General features: G+C 36.2%; 15 protein-coding genes. 6 read left to right on the top strand and 9 right to left on the bottom strand.

The window, feature by feature from the left end; genetic code table 11:
- Positions 1-42: 42 nt before the first annotated feature.
- A complete protein-coding gene (locus tag F6K40_RS15855) occupies positions 43-2,109 on the top strand; it encodes a HEAT repeat domain-containing protein (RefSeq protein WP_293137437.1) in 2,067 nt (688 codons plus the stop codon).
- Between the two features lie 573 nt (positions 2,110-2,682).
- Here the strand turns inward: F6K40_RS15855 and petL are convergent.
- On the bottom strand, positions 2,683-2,784 hold the full coding sequence (petL, locus tag F6K40_RS15850) for a cytochrome b6-f complex subunit PetL (protein WP_293137435.1): 102 nt from the start codon (positions 2,782-2,784) through the stop codon (positions 2,683-2,685).
- An 83-nt stretch (positions 2,785-2,867) separates the two neighbouring features.
- On the opposite strand from petL, the gene aroB reads away from it, so the two are divergent.
- Complete coding sequence (gene aroB, locus F6K40_RS15845; protein ID WP_293137433.1) at positions 2,868-3,959, top strand: 3-dehydroquinate synthase; 1,092 nt, start codon at positions 2,868-2,870, stop codon at positions 3,957-3,959.
- A 346-nt stretch (positions 3,960-4,305) separates the two neighbouring features.
- On the opposite strand, the gene F6K40_RS15840 is transcribed toward aroB, so the two are convergent.
- Positions 4,306-5,682: a helix-turn-helix domain-containing protein gene (locus F6K40_RS15840; RefSeq protein WP_293137431.1), complete on the bottom strand. Its 1,377-nt coding sequence runs from the start codon at positions 5,680-5,682 to the stop codon at positions 4,306-4,308.
- A gap of 286 nt (positions 5,683-5,968) precedes the next feature.
- On the opposite strand from F6K40_RS15840, the gene F6K40_RS15835 reads away from it, so the two are divergent.
- The gene (locus F6K40_RS15835) at positions 5,969-6,286 is read left to right on the top strand and encodes a hypothetical protein (RefSeq protein WP_293137429.1); all 318 of its coding nucleotides are present in this window, start codon (positions 5,969-5,971) and stop codon (positions 6,284-6,286) included.
- 891 nt (positions 6,287-7,177) lie between these two features.
- Here F6K40_RS15835 and F6K40_RS15830 read toward each other — a convergent pair.
- The 4 genes from F6K40_RS15830 to F6K40_RS15820 form a co-directional block, all read right to left on the bottom strand.
- Complete coding sequence (locus F6K40_RS15830; RefSeq protein ID WP_365671622.1) at positions 7,178-7,615, bottom strand: hypothetical protein; 438 nt, start codon at positions 7,613-7,615, stop codon at positions 7,178-7,180.
- Positions 7,572-7,817: a hypothetical protein gene (locus tag F6K40_RS40875; protein ID WP_365671619.1), complete on the bottom strand. Its 246-nt coding sequence runs from the start codon at positions 7,815-7,817 to the stop codon at positions 7,572-7,574. The genes F6K40_RS15830 and F6K40_RS40875 overlap by 44 nt, the downstream gene beginning before the upstream one ends.
- 1,292 nt (positions 7,818-9,109) lie before the next feature.
- Positions 9,110-9,511 (bottom strand): alr0857 family protein, encoded by a 402-nt coding sequence (locus tag F6K40_RS15825; protein ID WP_293137427.1) that lies wholly within the window; start codon positions 9,509-9,511, stop codon positions 9,110-9,112.
- A gap of 639 nt (positions 9,512-10,150) precedes the next feature.
- The gene (locus tag F6K40_RS15820) at positions 10,151-10,666 is read right to left on the bottom strand and encodes an HNH endonuclease (RefSeq protein WP_293137425.1); all 516 of its coding nucleotides are present in this window, start codon (positions 10,664-10,666) and stop codon (positions 10,151-10,153) included.
- A 530-nt stretch (positions 10,667-11,196) separates the two neighbouring features.
- Here F6K40_RS15820 and F6K40_RS15815 point away from each other — a divergent pair.
- A complete protein-coding gene (locus F6K40_RS15815) occupies positions 11,197-11,532 on the top strand; it encodes a ribbon-helix-helix domain-containing protein (protein ID WP_293137423.1) in 336 nt (111 codons plus the stop codon).
- A 681-nt stretch (positions 11,533-12,213) separates the two neighbouring features.
- Here F6K40_RS15815 and F6K40_RS15810 read toward each other — a convergent pair.
- A complete protein-coding gene (locus tag F6K40_RS15810; protein WP_293137421.1) occupies positions 12,214-12,414 on the bottom strand; it encodes a heavy-metal-associated domain-containing protein in 201 nt (66 codons plus the stop codon).
- A gap of 194 nt (positions 12,415-12,608) precedes the next feature.
- Positions 12,609-13,595, bottom strand: coding sequence for a protein-methionine-sulfoxide reductase catalytic subunit MsrP (msrP, locus tag F6K40_RS15805; protein ID WP_293137419.1), 987 nt, complete (start codon positions 13,593-13,595; stop codon positions 12,609-12,611).
- Between the two features lie 1,222 nt (positions 13,596-14,817).
- On the opposite strand from msrP, the gene F6K40_RS15800 reads away from it, so the two are divergent.
- Positions 14,818-16,884 carry a protein kinase domain-containing protein gene (locus tag F6K40_RS15800; RefSeq protein WP_293137417.1) on the top strand — a complete coding sequence of 689 codons (2,067 nt, stop codon included), beginning with the start codon at positions 14,818-14,820 and terminating at the stop codon, positions 16,882-16,884.
- Positions 16,885-17,026: 142 nt separating this feature from the next.
- Here F6K40_RS15800 and F6K40_RS15795 read toward each other — a convergent pair whose 3' ends face one another.
- On the bottom strand, positions 17,027-17,188 hold the full coding sequence (locus tag F6K40_RS15795; RefSeq protein ID WP_293137415.1) for a hypothetical protein: 162 nt from the start codon (positions 17,186-17,188) through the stop codon (positions 17,027-17,029).
- Positions 17,189-17,403: 215 nt separating this feature from the next.
- Here F6K40_RS15795 and F6K40_RS15790 point away from each other — a divergent pair, with 215 nt between their 5' ends.
- Positions 17,404-17,904: a pentapeptide repeat-containing protein gene (locus F6K40_RS15790; RefSeq protein ID WP_293137413.1), complete on the top strand. Its 501-nt coding sequence runs from the start codon at positions 17,404-17,406 to the stop codon at positions 17,902-17,904.
- Positions 17,905-17,990: the final 86 nt, after the last annotated feature.

Below are 17,990 nucleotides of genomic sequence, written 5' to 3'. Positions count from 1 at the left end.
TAGCGCAATTTTTTCAACACAGCAGAATTTCCCCACTATCAAATGCAGCCTTTTGATGATGAACAAATTTCCCTGTTTCTTGATAACTGGTACAACAGTCGTTTTGCAGATCCACAGCAAGCGCAAAGGTGGAAAGAAAGTTTACAAAAGGCGTTGGGTGAGAACGATCGGATTAAGTTATTGGCAAGGAATCCGTTGTTATTGACGATTATTGCTTTGATTCATCGGTATCAGGCAGTTTTGCCGAAGCAAAGAAATAAACTTTATGAAAAGGCAGTAGACACATTGTTGGTTTCTTGGGATAAAAACAAGGAGTTGAGCAATCATCAGCGACTGAAGTATTTAGATATAGACGATCTGAAACGGTTGATGGAATTGTTGGCATATTGGGTACACACTCAGGGAACAGTTGGCAAAAATGAAGAGGGTGGCACCGTAATAGATAAGGATGACTTGATAGAAAAGTTGAATCAGGAGATTCGGGAATTAAAGGAATTAAAGTTGTATCAAGCACAGGAAGAAACAGAAAGATTTCTGGAGTTGATTCAGGGGCGCACTGGTTTATTGAATGAGCAGGGGCAAGATTATTATGCTTTTGTGCATAAGACGTTTCAGGAATATTTGTGCGCTCAAGAGATTCAATATCGGGCAAAAAATGAATATGATTTAGGAGTTATTTTGAATTGTATTGGGGAGAATTTGCACGATGCTCACTGGCGCGAAGTCTTGCTATTGCTGATAGTAGAACAAAATCCTAAAGCTGCGGCAAAAGCTATTCGGATGATTTTGGAGAATGGTAGCGAGTACGAGGAATGGTTGCATCGGGATTTGTTATTTGCTGGTTATTGTTTGCCAGAAAATCCGAAGGGGATGCGGAAAGCTGATAGTAAGTTAGTGCAGGAAATTTTAGAGAAGTTGGTTGAGTTGGAGGTGAGTAAAGAGGAGCAGGTTGGCGATAAGGTGCGCAGTCAGGTTTTTCAAATTCTTTGTAGTTTGGGTGAAACTGACTTTGAAAAGCAAGCTTTAGAAATGTTGAAAGAGCGATCGGATTTAATTGATGAGAAGCGACTGTTGGGGTATCAAGTCAAGTTAGGAGAAAAAGATCAGGTAATTCCATTGTTTCTGGAAAAGCTTTTGGAAAAAAAGGACTATGAACCCCTTTTTTTCTGGCGATTCGATTCGGTAGCCATATTCGATCAAATTTGGGAGGATATAGTTAATGCTCTATTGCCTCTGCTTCGAGATGAGAATTCTGATGTGCGTGGGAGCGCAGCCTATGGTTTGGGCTTTTTAGGCAAGAGTTCCGAGGATGTAGTTAATGCTCTATTACCTCTGCTTCGCGATGAGAACTTTAATGTGCGGGGAAGCGCAGCTTTGGGTTTGGGTTTTTTAGGTAACAGTTCGGAGGATATAGCTAATGCTCTATTACCCCTGCTTCGGGATGAGAACTTTGATGTGCGTATGAGCGCAGCCTATGGTTTGGGCAATTTAGGCAACAGTTCGGAGGAAGTAGTTAATGCTCTATTACCCCTGCTTCACGATGAGCATTCTGATGTGCGTGGGGGCGCAGCCGATGCTTTGGGCAAACTAGGCAACAGTTCGGAGGAAGTAGTTAATGCTCTATTACCCCTGCTTCACGATGAGGATTCTGATGTGCGTTGGAGGACAGCCTTCGCTTTGTGCGAATTAGGCAAGAGTTCGGAGAATGTAATCAATACTCTATTACTTCTGCTTCAGGATGAGAATTCTAATATGTGTTGGAAGGCAGCCTTCGCTTTGGGTGAATTAGGTTACAGTTCGGAGGAAGTAGTTAATGCTCTATTACCCCTGCTTCACGATGAGCATTCTGATGTCCATGATAGCGCAGCCGATGCTTTGGGCAAATTAGGCAATGGTTCGGAGGATGTAATTAATGCTCTATTACCCATGCTTGGGGATGAGAATTATCGTGTGCGTTGGAGGGCAGCCGGTGCTTTGGGCAAATTAGGCAAAAAATCTCATAAAATCCTTCTCCTTCCCCAAGTCAGTCAATTGATTCAAAAACATCAGGATTCAGAATATTTAGGCACAAGTATTGATTTACTGTGGGATTTGCTTGTAGGAGAGTAGAGGAGTGTGGGGAGCGTGGGAAGTAGAATTAGGCCCTTGTAGAACGATCAGTGAAACCCAATAAAACCTTATTCTGGTTGCGTTTTGAAACCTCTCGGTTGAGGTTTAAAGTGAGAACTTTGAGGTGTTATAGCAACAGTCAGGGCGATTAGGACATAGAGTAGAGGAAGTGTTCTCTTATGATTAAGTCAGTTCTGCAAGCAGTGTCCTAACCTCCTTGGCGATTGCTATACATCTACAGGACTACCCTATTTTAGAAACTGTTTGTAAAATAAGTCTTAAGAGAGTTGTTGAGTGACTAAAATCTAAAAGTAAAAGGTACTTCAAGAGATTGAAATTTGGTAGATTGATTAGGAGGAAAGGTATATATCTTCCCTTGATTTTAACTCTTCAATACTTGTCTTGATTTCCTATTCCCTATTTCCTATTCCCTATTCCCTATTCCCTGTTCCCAGTTAAGTGTTCCCTGTTCCCTATCTCCTTTTTATATTTCCTGATACATTCAGTCTCTTAATGGTAATACTTAGTATTTCAATATTGTCGGGGCGAAGGCCGTTCACCCCTACCAAGGTTCTAGATTAACTTAACAGCACGCAAGCCAAACATTAGAACTCCAGCTACACCTAAAAAAGCAACAAATAAGACAAAAAAAGCAATGATTCCTTCAACAGTCATTAATTTTTCTCCAAAATGGTTAATTAAACTATAAAATTAAGTTTAATACCTAATGTTCAAAATAGCAAAGTCCTAAATCGTTCATGGCATCCATAACTGTTCAACTTCCCCAAAAATCATATCAAATAGCGATCGCCCCCGGCAACCTTGACCAACTTGGCCCAAAAATGCAACCCCTCAACTTGGGCAAAAAGGTCTTGCTAGTCTCTAACCCAGAAATATTTGGTCATTATGGCGAAAGAGCGATCGCCTCACTCGAACAAGCAGGTTTTGATGTCTCTCACTGCATCCTTCCCGCAGGAGAAGAATATAAAACTCCCCAAACTCTGCAAAATATTTACGATGCAGCTTTAGCACACCGTCTCGAACGCTCTTCGACAATGGTTGCTCTTGGTGGTGGGGTAGTTGGTGATATGACTGGGTTTGCTGCTGCGACTTGGTTGCGGGGTTTGAATGTGGTGCAAGTTCCGACTTCTCTTCTGGCGATGGTGGATGCTGCTATTGGGGGAAAAACGGGAGTTAATCATCCTCAAGGTAAAAATCTTATCGGTGCTTTCCATCAACCACGTTTGGTATTAATTGATCCAGAGGTGCTGAAGACTTTACCTGTGCGAGAATTTCGGGGAGGGATGGCAGAAGTAATTAAATATGGAGTAATTTGGGATGTGGAATTATTTACTCAAATGGAGAATAGTCGGGGACTTGATGAAATTAATAATTTAACACCAGGGTTATTGGAGGAAATTTTGATTAGGTCTTGCCAAAGTAAGGCAGATGTGGTAGCAAAAGATGAGAAGGAGTCTGGGTTAAGAGCAATTTTGAATTATGGTCATACTGTTGGTCATGCGGTGGAAAGTTTGACTGGTTATACTGTGGTGACTCATGGGGAGGCGGTAGGTATTGGAATGGTGGCAGCAAGTCGGTTAGCGGTAGAGTTAGGAATGTGGAATGAGGAGAGCGATCGCCGACAGTTAGCTTTGATAGAAAAAGCTAGTTTGCCAACAAAGTTGCCAAGTGGGTTAAATATTGAGGATATTTTAGTTTCTTTGCAGACGGACAAAAAAGTAAAAGCGGGTAAGGTGCGGTTTGTGTTAGCGACTGGAATAGGAGTAGTGACTCTGACAGATAAGGTAAGTGCGGATGTTTTGAGGGGAGTCTTAGCGGGGATGGGTTAACGAAGTCAGAAGTTAGAAGCTAGAAGTTATATAATGTCTGGGTAATAAGTGATAAAAAAGTTTCTGTTTGTAGTAGGGTTTGAGCAATATCTACACTTATTGTTCAAGCCCTACTACGAAGCTCTAATTATAACTATTCAACTAGAGATAATATTAGAAGTTACATTCTTGCTGTGAGTATATTTGAGAATATCTGCGCCGGTAATGGCGACTGCTATATATTCCTAGAGCATAACTCAACAGACAAAACTAGAAATTAAGAAAGTTTGGCTCATCATATATTAATACAATTATTGGTAGATTTGAGTTCTTAAAAGTAGAATTATTTCAGGTTAATAAAGTTTTGTCATTCATCAAAATTATTACCTTGTTTAAGATATTCTTGAAAGATTGGAGAAAGTTGAAACATTTTTTTATTTTGAGGATTTGTTTGTAAAATATATCGTCTGGATAAAGATTGTAAACCATTAATCAAATCTGTCGATGATAAAGATAAATTTTCTTTTAAAGTCTCTATGGAAAATTCTTGGTTTTGTTGAGTCATTTCCACAATAATTTTTTGTTCTACATTCGATAATTTATCGAATAACGAATTAAATATCTCTTTCAAATCTTCTGTTAAAATCAACTCGTCCTGCTCGACAAAACTCAAAACATCACCTTGAAATACATCTTGAATTAAATCGGCTATATTTTGTAAATATAAAGGATTTCCTTCATAGAGTTTGATTAAGGTAGACCAAGATTCAGGATTCTCTAAACTTTGATGATTCAAAAGCTCTGTTTCGTATAAACCTGTTAACTCTAAAAGTTTAATGGGATATAATTCCTCATTTAAAGATTTCATTTCTTGAGATTTCTCTTGACTGACTAAAATTAAACAGCTTTGATGTTCAATCTCAGTCATCATTTTCAAGAATATTTTGTAATTTCTATATTCTGGTTGATACTGTCCGGCAAATTCTTTTTCTGTAAAAATGTTCTGAACGTCATCCAAGACAATTAAGCATTTTCTCTGGCGTAAAATATTAAAAAACTTTCTCCAGGTTTCTTCATTAAGATTGACACTATCATTTCCCAGATAAAAATCTTTGAATATTTCAGTTAAAAGCAAATTTAACGGTTGAGGAAATCTTAAACTTTTCCACATCAGAACATCAAAATATTTACTGTTTAGATCGACGAATCTTTTTACTAATGTTGTTTTACCAATTCCACTTAATCCTAAAACACTAATCAAACGAGATTTTTGTAAAAATATCGAATCATGGATAATTTTTAGCTCCTTGTTTCTGCCATAAAACAAATTAATTTTAGGTGCTATTCCTAAATCTTCATAGTAGGATGTAGAATCAACTTTATTCTCAATATCTGGTTGTTGTTGTGGTTGCTCAGATATCGGCGAACAGAAATTAAAAATATGGTGATGATTTTTATGATTAAACAAATTAATAAACGATGAATTTATAAATAATCTTTCTATCGTTGAACGAAAATTATTTTTATTAACATTTTCCCCTAACTGCTCCGATAAAATTTGCCATAATCTATAACCTACATCCCTAACTCGACTCTCACTGCGATGACATTCTTCTCCAATTTGACTATAACTTTTTCCCTGCCATACTCCTTGAATAACTATCTGTTGAAGATCATCTAAGTGTTTACCAGTTCCCTCGAAAATTAACCGATCTGCTAATTGTAATACCTCTGCAATACTCATAAACTCTAGATATAGTTAAATTTCAGGTATTATAACTTAATTTTACACGACAATTCACGACATTTTCAGACTTTAATATTAGTATTAGTCTAGAAAATACAAGATTTAATAGGATATTTTACGTTAGCTCTACCTAGAAACAAAAGATTATACTGGAAGAAAAGTTAAGCTAAGTTCATCTATCAAAATTGCTTTTATGTATAGCGTAAATAAATTCAATATTGTCAAGATATTTGTTTTAGTCGGGGTAATTCTTTCCTGCTCATCATGTGAAAGTATTGCAAATATGCAAAACCAGAGGAAAGAGCAAGAGCTTTTGAAAAAAGTAGAGTTGGCATCAGCAGTTTATTATTGTGAAAAGAAAAAACCTTATCCCAATAACGAGACTAACGAGGATTATCAAATGAGACGAAATAGAATTGAGGCTGAACGCCAGAACTTAGAACTTACTGAAATTAGAGCCAAGCAAGGAGGTTTAACAGAGGAAGCAATTCGAGAAGCTAGGGATGTTGGGGAAGCTAAAGGCCGTCGATCTGTTGCTGAGGATATGGCTAGTGGTGATTACAGAATACATTGTGATAGTTATTATTTCACGGAAGACTAAGTATAATCCAAAATTAATAGGAAAATAGTCAATTACAGTTAGGTTTCTCTTGTGCATAATAAAGAAAACTAATCGTTACAAATATGCTTAAGTTAGAACCAAAAATCTGAAATTATGTAGGTTGGGTTGAGGAACCGAAACCCAACATTTTTCTAATTTTTGTGAGGTTATTCTTATGGATAAGCCTTACTCAAACTTTGTTCAAAACAACCGATAATTCTTAATTCTTAAAATATTTTTTTCCTCCTTGAGCAGTGAGAACCAAAAATCTGAAATTCCGTAGGTTGGCTTGAGGAAGCGAAACCAAATATTTTTATACCAAATTCATGCAAAGGCTGTTACATTCCAATTTGTCATTTATTCCTACATTTTAATACTTTATGGATTGCATTAATTGTAAAAATCAAAGTTTTTTCCTCCATTTTTTGTCTATTTATCTTTCCTGGTTTCGGGGTTCCCTATCTCCTTTCTCCTATTCTGTAACTGTAGCAATATTTTATGAAAATGGTATTAGAGTTTTTATTAGGTGACTCCTATGGATAAGCCTTCCTAAAACTTTCTTTTCAACAACCGATGATTCTTAATTCTTAAAATATTTTTTTCTCAACCAGTTTTTTTCAGTAGTGCATAAATAATTTTTCTACCACTAACAGCTTGCTTTTTTTTATCTCCAACTATAGCTTGTAAATTATCATCAAAAGATTTAGTAGATGCTTCTGGGCATTATTTATAAATTTCTGCTAATGCTTCATCATTAATATATCGTTTTACCAATAAATTTAATACCTCATATTTTAGGAAAAAATTAATCATAACAAATATTTTCAATAGACATCTCCAATAATCAAAAATCCAATCAATTATCATACAGAAATCATCAATTATTTTCCCCTATTCTCTACTCCCTACTCCCTCTTTAATGATATAAATTAAAATTCCCAACAGATATTCTAAATTCCCAATAAAATGCTCGTCCGCTTCAATATCAACTTGATTTTCTATCAACCTTAAAAACTTCCAATTACTCCCTGTTGTCACAATTCCATAAATACAAGAAATTTGATTATTTTTTTGTTGGTTAAACAACTGAGCTGCCACCATTCCCGCAATACATTGACCTAATCCAGATTTAATATTATCGTTTTTTGCCTCAACAATTGTCACGACAGGAGCAGTTATTTCTAACTGTTTCGGAGAATAACTAATTATAAAATCACATCTTCCCGTTAATCCCTTGCTTTTATCCACATTAAACTCTGTGCCAGAAAATAAACTAATTTGGCGATCAAAGTATTTTCTGAGTTCTACAATAATTGGAGAAACAATCAATTCCGTTTGCGGAGCATTCCGTTAGGAAACGAGCCTTTTCTGTATCTATTTCTAATGCTAAAGGAATATTTTCAGCTAAAATTTCTTTCAGCAAAGGACTAGGTTTCACAGATTCTATCGACTTGAATAATTCTACTCGTTCCTTAAGTATTAGATTAAATTCAGATTCTAGTTGTGAGAGAGTAAATTCACTGTAAGACATAGCATTAAGGAAAGAAGAAAGAATAAAAAAGGAAGAAGTTGGAAAAATCTCATAAATCAATTTATTCTACCCACTTAAACTTCTGATATTTGACTAGATTTAAAATTTCTAATTTTTCACGATCGCTTTTGTAATTTGACTTGAGATATTTTGATTGTCGATCGCTCTGAAAAAAAAATCTCAGGAAGAAAGAAAAAGTTATAAAAATCAAGGGTAAAAATTTATTCTGGCAAATCTCAAGTATTTGACTACTCAAGTAAGATTATTGTTTCACTAGAAACTACTTTCAATTTCAGATTTATAAATCGATGAAGGAAGAAGAAATAATTAAAAAGGAACAAGTTGGAAAAATCTCATAAATCAATTTATTCTACCCACTTAAATTTCTGATATTTGACTAGATTTCAAATTTCTAATTTTTGACTATCGCTTTTGTAATTTGACTTGAGATATTTTGATTGGCGATCGCTCTGAAAAAAAAATCTCAGGAAGAGGGAAAAAATTATAAAAATCTCGTCAAAAAATTTAATCTAGCAAATCTCAAGTAAGATTATTTTTTCACTAGAAACTACCTTCAATTTCAGATTTATAAATCGATTCTATTATTTTTGAGCATTACTCAAATATTCTATTTCAATCTGGAGAAAAAATTTATACCGTATAATAAGTCATCTGTCAATAGCCATAATTACTTAAGCACTTCTACTTATCTAAAATTTATCGTTTTGAGATTATCCACTTTTGGCAAAAATATGAATATTCAAGATGAGCTGAACGTAAATACTTGCTTATAGCTTTTTCCAAACAGAATCTTTTACTTTGAAACACAACATTGGCAAAATACCTTATGTACAAATTATGATACAAACACTTGAAATAACGCAAGTGCGTGAAATATTTTGTAATAATTCGGGGAAAATAGAAGCTTGTTTAATTAAAATAAAAAAATTTAATTGCTGAGGTAATAAGTTAAATTTATAATTTGACTCTCTTATCTAATTATAAATTTGAAACTACTTTTGGATAATTAGCGATCGCATTCCTGACAGAAAAGAGAATATTGCCAGAAATTTTTGTAGGGATGTTTCATAGAACATCCCTACATTATTACTTATACATATTTCCTATTTACCGAAAAATTAAGGTTTAAAGCCTCTCCTTTCCCTACTCCATAAGGACGTTGCTTGAACATTAATGCGTTTTCGTATAGTGAATGCTCCGCTTTTTCCTGACGGAAAGCGGAGCTTTGCGTCAGCAAAACGTCCCTACTTTTTTCTAGAGATGTCTAAATTTTACCAATCACTAGCTTCCTGACTCACGGACGCATTTGCCTCAGTTGCTTGCCACAACTTAAAAAGTAAAAATTCAATGCGATCGCTCAAAGCAGTAATAAAAACTCCATTCTCTTCTTCTGGATCTACAGTAATCCAACATCCTACTAAACTGACTTCCACAAATTCATCATCAGCAACACAAAGGGCAACATCTTCCCCACCCTCCTTTTGTACAGCTACTTCCAACATTGACAACTCAGGTAAATTTACAGGTAGCAAAAAAGCTGCAGAACTTGGTTCAACTACAATTTTATGACCAACTCGCATAGCCAACATTACCCGCAGTGCTACCAACTGTTCGGGAGATTGAGCCAAACGCTCGATATAAAAGCCAGATTCAGTATAAGTTAACTTTAGCATTCCCGGTCGTCTCTCCTTTTTTGACTAGCTGTTAGCTTTTAGCATTCAGCTATCAGCTCTTAGCAGCTCTGGGTTAATCCCCGAATGGTTTAGGAGGGGTTCAAATTCCCTTCATTCACCTTAAAAAACTTGCTCCTGCTGATATCTGATTGTCGAGAGCTAACTGCTTTTTTGATGTGAAGAGCTTCGGATGTTATTGAGTAATTAATCTATAACTCAAAACTCAAAACTCTTTGCAGTTATTGAAATTAGTTTTTTTGCAACATCTGGCATCTATAGCTAAGAAAGAATTAGTTAGGACTAACGACTAATGATGAATCTAGAAAGTGGAAATGTTTTTTCAACTATTCCCTGTTCCCTATTCCCTGCTATAGGATTATCAAAATAATTGGGTTGCGCCACTCCACCAGTATCAGCGAAATGTTTTTGGCAGGAAGCTTAAATCCCCGTGACAAAAACAACTTCTGTACGGGCGAGCAAGCGAATCGCCCCTACTGATTTCTGACTTCTAACTTGGTTATTTCCCAACCATTCTCTTCTTAAATAACGGCATCAGAATTTAGCTCTAGTTACCTCACTAGAACTAACGAAACTTATAAACAACTTTTCAGGTCTTCTCCTGCGAAAAAATAGGAACTTCTAAACCTTGTGTTGCCGTTCGCGCCAGAACTGTTCAGCAAATGCAATAGTCGGATGTATTGGTGTCTTCGGTTGATGTAATAATTTCATCCCTGCTTCAGTAGGAGTACGATTACCTTTAAAAGCATTGCACTTATCGCAAGCCGTAACTACATTATCCCAAGTATGTTTACCGCCTTTCGAGCGAGGAATTACATGATCTAAGGTTAAACGTTTAGTAGCACCACAATATTGACAACGATGATTATCTCTCTTTAATACTTCCTTTCGGTTGACTGGAGGAACTTTCCATACCCGTTCTTGGGAGGCCATCGTCAGGCGAATTTGTTCAGGCACATATAAGACCAAACTAGGAGAACGGACAGGCCAGCCACTTTCATTATCAAAATCTAGAGGTTCAGCTTTGCCAGCCACCAACAGAGCGATCGCCCGCTTGATATTGACGCGGGTCATTGGTAGGTAATTCTGAGAAAATACTACTACAGATTGGTTTAATACTTGAGTTATGCTGGTCACTGCTTTACCTCCTAATTTAAAATTTTAGATTTTTTATAGCGACTGGTTTATAAATTGATTGTCCAAGTTCAAAGGTTCACTTTATTTCTTTAATTTCTTCATCCTATCTAAAAAGTAACAGCCCCTGCTTCTGTTTATTCGGAAGCGGGGGCTAGAGAAAAGATATTTATACCTTTTAGTCTAACTTAATGTACAGATATTTTCGGTCTGTACGTTCCCCTTCCGAATTTACTTGACCCGAGCTTTGGCCATTCAATCTGAAAAATATTATTAATTTTTTCGATTAATCCTAAGCCTCCATAATCAATGGCAAAATCTCTTCCATGAATTTCATCAAATATTATTTTTCCCAAACTCAGCCATAAAGTAGTCGTACAACCCTTGAATAGGTTGCTTTTTGACCGATCGATGATTTGGGTAAATAAAAATTTCACAAAAAAGCTCTCAAAAAGTGGGTTTCAAATCTTACCTTTTTTATACTACACTAATATTACAGATATGTCTAGGTAAAAATCAAGGAGAAAAAAATCATGTATACAATTCCCAAAACCTCAACTACTGAGATGGAAGTTACTAGCATTCGTCTAGAAAGGGAGTTAAAAGATAGTCTCAAAAGACTGGCCAATAATAAAGGCTATCAAGCTCTGATTCGAGATATCCTCTGGACCTATGTCCAGCAAAAGTCTGGCGATTATCGGCCACAATTATCCCATTCGGATATTCGAGCAAGTTTAGCTGCAACTGCCCAACAAGAGGAACGATGTGTACTTACTGGGAAAGTGATACGACCAAGTGAAGCGATGTTATTAGGATTTACGACTAATGGCGAATTAGTACCCCTCAGTATAGATAGTATGGAAGATTAATTAAAGTTAACTATTGGTGATGGGAAATTGGCAATCAAGAAATATTTAAAGATAACGACGCCCAAATCTATTTATTTGTCTGTTTGCCCATCACCATTAATGAATTCAAAATTTAAAATTTAAAATTTAAAATTTATAAGTTCAAAAGACCTCTGGCAAAAGTTTTAATTAAATCAATTTAAGAGATGAAATCAACAATTTCATCCCTCTATTTCCTATTCCCTATTCCCTGACTTCTGCAATAAGTCTAAAGTAATTTCTGACTTAGTTTTTCCTACGAAAATGCTATGGAAACTTATGAGTCGGTCTGAAGAAGTTTACCCTTAAATTAACCAAAGAAATATTCTCGATCAAGAGTAGTAGTTAGGCAAAATGTGACAATTAATTATAGTTTTAGAGAGTGTTTATCAAAGGAATATTAAACCCAGACTTAGGGTGGGGAGAGTGAGGTGGCAATAATTATGAATCGGAACGAAAATCGTTGCGGGCATTCCGGCCCGCACTACGCCTTAACCCACGGAACATTAAGCACTCTAGCAGTCTTAATTTTTAGCGAATAATTAATAATTAAATAATTAAATAATTCAGGTTGAAAGCCTCCCCTTTTAAGGAGAAAAAAATCAATTTTTTCCTTTTAGTCAATCCTCTCCCTAAAAGGGAGAGGTAATTATCCATTATCCATTATCCATTATCAACTGTATGTCCAGCATCAGTAATTACTTGCTTAATGGACTCTTCAGATGCTTTGGTTTCTACTGTAACTAGCTTTTGCTCCACATCCACTTGGACATCAGCTTCAGACTCAAGATTTTTGATTGCTTTAGTAATAGTATCTGCACATCCACTACAAGCAATAGATGAAACTTTTAATTGCATTGCCATATAAAAGAAATAGTTATCTGACTAGAAATTTTTTATCAGTATAGCATTAATTATGAATCTCTGGAATCAGAATTAATAATTGTAAGCATTTTGTATAAAGCATATTTTTGCAGGGGTTAAAATTCTAAAATATACCATTTGCTAATATCTGAAGAAGGAATGCTTGCTAAAAAGCATTCCATAGAAAACCCTATTTAACTATAAAGACTACCAACATATTCTTCGTAACCATTGTAAAGTAAAGTCGGGCGTTTTTCCCAAGACCAACTAGCACCTTCACCGACTATTCTTTCCGTTGCTTGTGACCATCGAGGGTGGGGAACTTGAGGATTAACATTTGCTTCAAAACCATATTCATTTGCTGCCAAAGTATTCCAAAATGTTGCAGGTCTTTGTTCTAAAAATTCAATTTTTACAATAGATTTTGCCCCCTTAAAACCATACTTCCAAGGAATAACTTCTCTTAAGGGCGCTCCATTTTGTTTCGGCAATGATTTACCATACATTCCCATAGCAAAAAAAGCTAATTCGTTAGCCATTTCATCTATTCTTAAACCTTCTGTATAAGGCCAAGGATAACCACCTGCCCAAAAACCCGGACCTTTAGTAATTTGTGGGTTATAAAAGGATGTAAAACGAACATATTTAGCTTTTGATGTTGGTTCCACATCTGCCATTAATAACTTCATAGGAAAACCAAGCCAAGGTACTACCATTGCCCATGCTTCAACACACCGAAATCGATAAATTCTTTCTTCTAAAGGAAACTTTTTTTGTAGTTGATCTATGTCATAAATACGAGAATTTTTGACTAAACCTGTAATTTCGACTTTCCAATTTTCTGTGGGTAAAGCTTGAGCATTTTGCCAAATAGATTTAGTACCGCCAAATTCATAAAAATTGTTATATGTTGTGGCTAAAACTTCATCAGTTATTGGTCTTTCAACTTGAGAAAAGTTAGGATTAGATGTAAATTTGCTAATATTTGGTAAAGTTACTGCTTCAGAAATTGGAGATGTTGTTGAGTTGCTAGCACAATTTGTAAGAGTAGATAAAGCAGTAGCACTTAGACCAGCACCGATTAAATTTTTCATAAACCGACGGCGGTTTAAATAAACTTTTTCTGGTGTAATTTCTGTTTCAGGAATTTCCCAAGATTTTTTGATTCGGATTAGGGGCATAATTAATTATTAGTTGCTATGAATTTAAACTGAAATACCGAATTATCCTAATTTATAATATATAATATTTCTCTCTCTTGATGAAATGATAAATATTTAACCATAGATTGAATTATACCACAATAAATATTTTACAATTTCCCGTGAAATACATCTAGAGTTTGGTTAGGAATTAAGCAAAACGTAACTACAAAAACCAGCGCTATGGAATAGTTTTTTTTATTGCTAGTTGTGATGACGTAACTATATTCTTTGACACTCTGCGCTCTAGAGAGACGCAGATTCTTAAGTATTCCAAAATCGAAGTCTTAGAGGCGTTGTCAATGCACCTCTACTTAGTTGACTTAAGTTGAGCTTAACTTAAGTCTTCCAGATACTTTCCTGAGAATATTTGCAGCACCATTGCAGTCGGCATTAATCAAAAAAAACACAGCAGATTTATATAAACCTCGCCTAATAAGCTTCCCTATAATAAAAAATGGATAATGGATAATTATTTTTGAGCATAATTATTAATTATAAATCATCAATTTTTAGGAGATGCTTTAAACCTTTGGGGATTAATTATCAATTATCCATTGGTAAATAGACATGGTTTGCAATATTTAGGAGGTTTTGGTTGATTGGCTAATTCAAATTTTCCAAACAGTTTAAGTAGTTGTTTAAAACTTCTAAAAGTTTAACAATACCGTTGCATATTTGTTAGGTACGCTTAGGCGTACATTACATTAAAATGCAAGTTCCATTTCATCTGCCGAAGTTTCCTTTAAGTGACAAATCTATTCTCTTTAAATCAAACTTGTCGGGCATAATAAACAGAACAATTGAATACTTTATTCGCCTCGCCACACAAATATTTTAATATGGCCAAAAGATTTTGATTGGGATAAAGCAACACTTGTTAACATCCCATATTTTTTGTTGTTTTGCTAATATTTTTACGATCATCAAAATAGGGAAAGTCAACACCGCTAAGATTTTGGAGTAAATGAATGACTCTCACCACGTTTATTCAAACAAATACGTCGTTTTTCCACCCCACGCCTAAATTGACAGAGCTACCAAACTCCCTAACTTTATTCCTTGTTGAAAAAGTATATAAGAAAATCAAGCTACACTGGATAGTTAAGGTCGGGATTCATCCCACACCGATGTTGCCTTTTCTTAGGTTATGCTTTGCAAATGGTGTGGAGCTTCTGCCAGTTGTAGCTAATATCTAATTATGAATCATCGCATCAATCCTCACAACCAGAATCCGGAAGATGCTGACAAAAACATTGTCAGTCAAAATGAGACAATAGGGGGAATATCCAAATGTCCACCTATACTCAAAGAACGCTACCAAGTCATCAAACCCTTGGGTGAAAGTGTCTGGAGCCATACATTTCTAGCCATTGACCAGGACAAACCTTCCAAACCGCCGTGTATTATTAAAGAATTTGTCAACCTAGACGACAGAAAAGACCTAGTTTTTCAGGGTCAAGAAATTCTGCCGACATTTAGCTGTGACCCAGTGCAGCTAGACAAAATCGGCAAACATCCCCAGATTCCGGAAGTATTAGCATCTGTCGAATATGATGGCCACCGTTATTTAGTACAAGAATATATTGAAGGCTCAAATCTGGCCACAGAACTTATAGAAGATGGTGTCTTTAGTGAAAATAAAATTTGGCAAATATTGAATCAATTATTACCAGTTTTGGAATTTATCCACGACCATCACTTGATTCATGGAGATATTAAACCAGAAAATATCATTTGTCGAACCAAACCAGGAACAAATACTCAAGAATTTGTTTTAGTTGATTTTGGGGTAACAATATCTACCAATGGAGACTTATTATCAATAGGAAGTATTAATGGTTCTGCTGAATATGCTGCCCCAGAACAAACCAAGGGAAAAGTCTACCCCAACAGTGACATATATAGTTTAGGTGCAACTTGTCTCCATCTATTAACAATGGTTTCACCCTTTGAACTATTTGATATTAAAGCCGAAAAGTGGGTATGGCGAGACTATTTAAAACATCCCATTAGTAGATATCTCGGTCGCATTTTAGATAAAATGGTGCAACGAGACCATCGTCAAAGATATCAGTCCGTAGCAGAAGTTATTAAAGATATCAAGTACGGACCTACACCAGCAGATGTTCTACTGCAAAAACCAAAGTGGAGTGTAACCATTTGGGGAGCAGCAGCGATCGCTCTCTTATCATTAGTTATTAGTTCTCGCGTACCATCTCCCAAACCTGAGCCATCATTTTCATCCTCCAGAACTAGGACTATTCCTAAGTTAGAGCCAAGTTTACCTCAACCTAAAATAGAAGACACAACTAAGCTCCCGTCTCTACCACCACCTACAGGAATAGTAGATCGACTTTCTCCACTACGAACTTTGGCAACAACTTCCGGTCCAGTATGGTCGATCGCAACTAACCCTGATGGTCGAATTGTTGCCAGTGGTAGTACAGACGGCACTATTCAACTATTACATTTGCGTAGCGGGCAAAGTTTGGGTAAATTGTCAGGACATGACGGACCGATATGGTCTGTTGCTATTAGTCCAGATGGTCGCACTCTCGTTAGTGCTAGTGGTGATAGCACGGTAAAAATTTGGAACCTCTATACTGGTAGATTGAAAAATACCTTGTACGATCATCAGAAAGACGTTTTCTCTGTAGCTATTAGTCCAGACGGCAATACGATCGCCAGTGTCAGTAAAGACAGAACTATTAAACTGTGGGATATGAATACTGGTATGCTGTTGTATACCCTTTATGGTCATTTAGATGAAGTTCAATCTGTTGCTTTCAGTTCTGATGGCAAGACCTTAGCTAGTGGTAGCAATGATGGTACTGTCAAACTATGGGATTGGCGTTATGGTAGACTGCTGCGCACCCTGAAGGGACACCAAGGACCTGTGTGGTCTGTTGCTATTAGTCCTGATGGTCAGACCTTAGCTAGTGGTAGTTGGGATAATACGATTAAATTGTGGGATATCAATAGTAATAGTGGTCAACGAGTAAGTTGGCGTTCTCAACGTACTTTGATTGGTCATTCTGAGAAAGTGCAATCTCTGCAGTTTAGTCCGGATGGTGACACCTTAGCTAGTGGAGATTTTGGCGGTACGATCAAACTTTGGCAAATTAATACAGGTGGTTTGATGGGAACTCTTAAAGGACATTCTGCTTGGGTGAATTTAACCTTTGACCCTCAAGGCAAAACATTAATTAGTGGCAGTTTTGATGACACAATTAAGGTATGGCGCTTTTCTCCCTATAGGTTCTAAAATTCTTTGGATGACAATTACCTAATTAGGACTTACGCAAGCGAAACCTGGTTCCTGGGATTAATCGTTGTTTTTAACAATAGATATCTCCAGAAAAGAGGGAACAGGGAACACTTAACTGGGGGGAGTAATTGATAATTTATCAATAAGAATTGATTTGATTTTTGGGTAGTCCTGCTGAGGAATGGCGAAGATACATAAGTTTTGTAATTTCTTCCCACACGAACCAACTTCCCACACGAACCAACTTCCCACACGAACCAACTTCCCACACCTCCCACACCTCCCACACTCTCTCTACCATTCCTCAGCACCACCACCGATTTTTGATTATCGGAGAGGTCTAATAGATATCTCTGAAAAAAAACCTGGTTTCTAGGTTTGCCTGCGTAATACCAATTCCCAAGTAGGGGTTTGGTCTCTAAACTCAAGTGCATGAGGAATTTGGAGAAAAAACCCCTACAGTTTTTTTCACAAATTATGTTCGCTATCAACTCAAAAAGTGCTGTCATAGCTAAAATGAAATTTAAAATATTAATCACAACTCTATTAGTTTCACTAGCTTTTGCTACACCTGTAGTTGCATACACAAAGTGGCAAGCACGAACTTTAAAACGATCGAAAGAATGTTTTTACTGTAACCTTTCCAATATCAACCTCAGTAATTCTAATTATAAAAAAATTAATGTAACTGGATCAGTATTACAGAATGCTGACTTCTCTAATACAAATCTTGAAAAAGCTAATTTTACCAACACAGATTTAACAGAAGCAGAATTCGATAGCGCTAATTTACAAGAAGCTAACTTACAGAGGTCTATCCTCAAATCAACTAACTTTTGGGGGGCAAATCTTCAGAAGGCCAATTTACGCGGAGCTGATTTAACAGAAACTGTTTTTTGGAATGCCGATTTAAGAGGGGCAGACTTGCGGGACACTAATATCAATAATGCCAGCTTTATTGATGCTCAACTAAAAGGTGCAATTTTACCTGACGGTAGTATATATCCTTATAGATAATTATTATGCAAGCATTCAGCCGTCAGCTATCAGCTATTGCTCTGAGTTTTAGATAAAAGCTTTGTGTTTGCTTCTCCCCTACTCCC

Source organism: Okeania sp. SIO3I5 (assembly GCF_010672085.1).
In the GTDB taxonomy this organism is placed as follows: Bacteria; Cyanobacteriota; Cyanobacteriia; order Cyanobacteriales; family Microcoleaceae; genus Trichodesmium.
This window is presented reverse-complemented; position numbering and strand designations above follow the sequence as displayed.

Coding starts and splice junctions, on each gene's coding strand:
- F6K40_RS15855 (WP_293137437.1), top strand. CDS start 43: ATGCAGCCTTTTGATGATGAACAAATTTCCCTGTTTCTTGATAACTGG.
- petL (WP_293137435.1), bottom strand. CDS start 2,784: ATGACTGTTGAAGGAATCATTGCTTTTTTTGTCTTATTTGTTGCTTTT.
- aroB (WP_293137433.1), top strand. CDS start 2,868: ATGGCATCCATAACTGTTCAACTTCCCCAAAAATCATATCAAATAGCG.
- F6K40_RS15840 (WP_293137431.1), bottom strand. CDS start 5,682: ATGAGTATTGCAGAGGTATTACAATTAGCAGATCGGTTAATTTTCGAG.
- F6K40_RS15835 (WP_293137429.1), top strand. CDS start 5,969: ATGCAAAACCAGAGGAAAGAGCAAGAGCTTTTGAAAAAAGTAGAGTTG.
- F6K40_RS40875 (WP_365671619.1), bottom strand. CDS start 7,817: ATGTCTTACAGTGAATTTACTCTCTCACAACTAGAATCTGAATTTAAT.
- F6K40_RS15825 (WP_293137427.1), bottom strand. CDS start 9,511: ATGCTAAAGTTAACTTATACTGAATCTGGCTTTTATATCGAGCGTTTG.
- F6K40_RS15815 (WP_293137423.1), top strand. CDS start 11,197: ATGTATACAATTCCCAAAACCTCAACTACTGAGATGGAAGTTACTAGC.
- F6K40_RS15810 (WP_293137421.1), bottom strand. CDS start 12,414: ATGGCAATGCAATTAAAAGTTTCATCTATTGCTTGTAGTGGATGTGCA.
- msrP (WP_293137419.1), bottom strand. CDS start 13,595: ATGCCCCTAATCCGAATCAAAAAATCTTGGGAAATTCCTGAAACAGAA.
- F6K40_RS15800 (WP_293137417.1), top strand. CDS start 14,818: ATGAATCATCGCATCAATCCTCACAACCAGAATCCGGAAGATGCTGAC.
- F6K40_RS15795 (WP_293137415.1), bottom strand. CDS start 17,188: ATGGTAGAGAGAGTGTGGGAGGTGTGGGAGGTGTGGGAAGTTGGTTCG.
- F6K40_RS15790 (WP_293137413.1), top strand. CDS start 17,404: ATGAAATTTAAAATATTAATCACAACTCTATTAGTTTCACTAGCTTTT.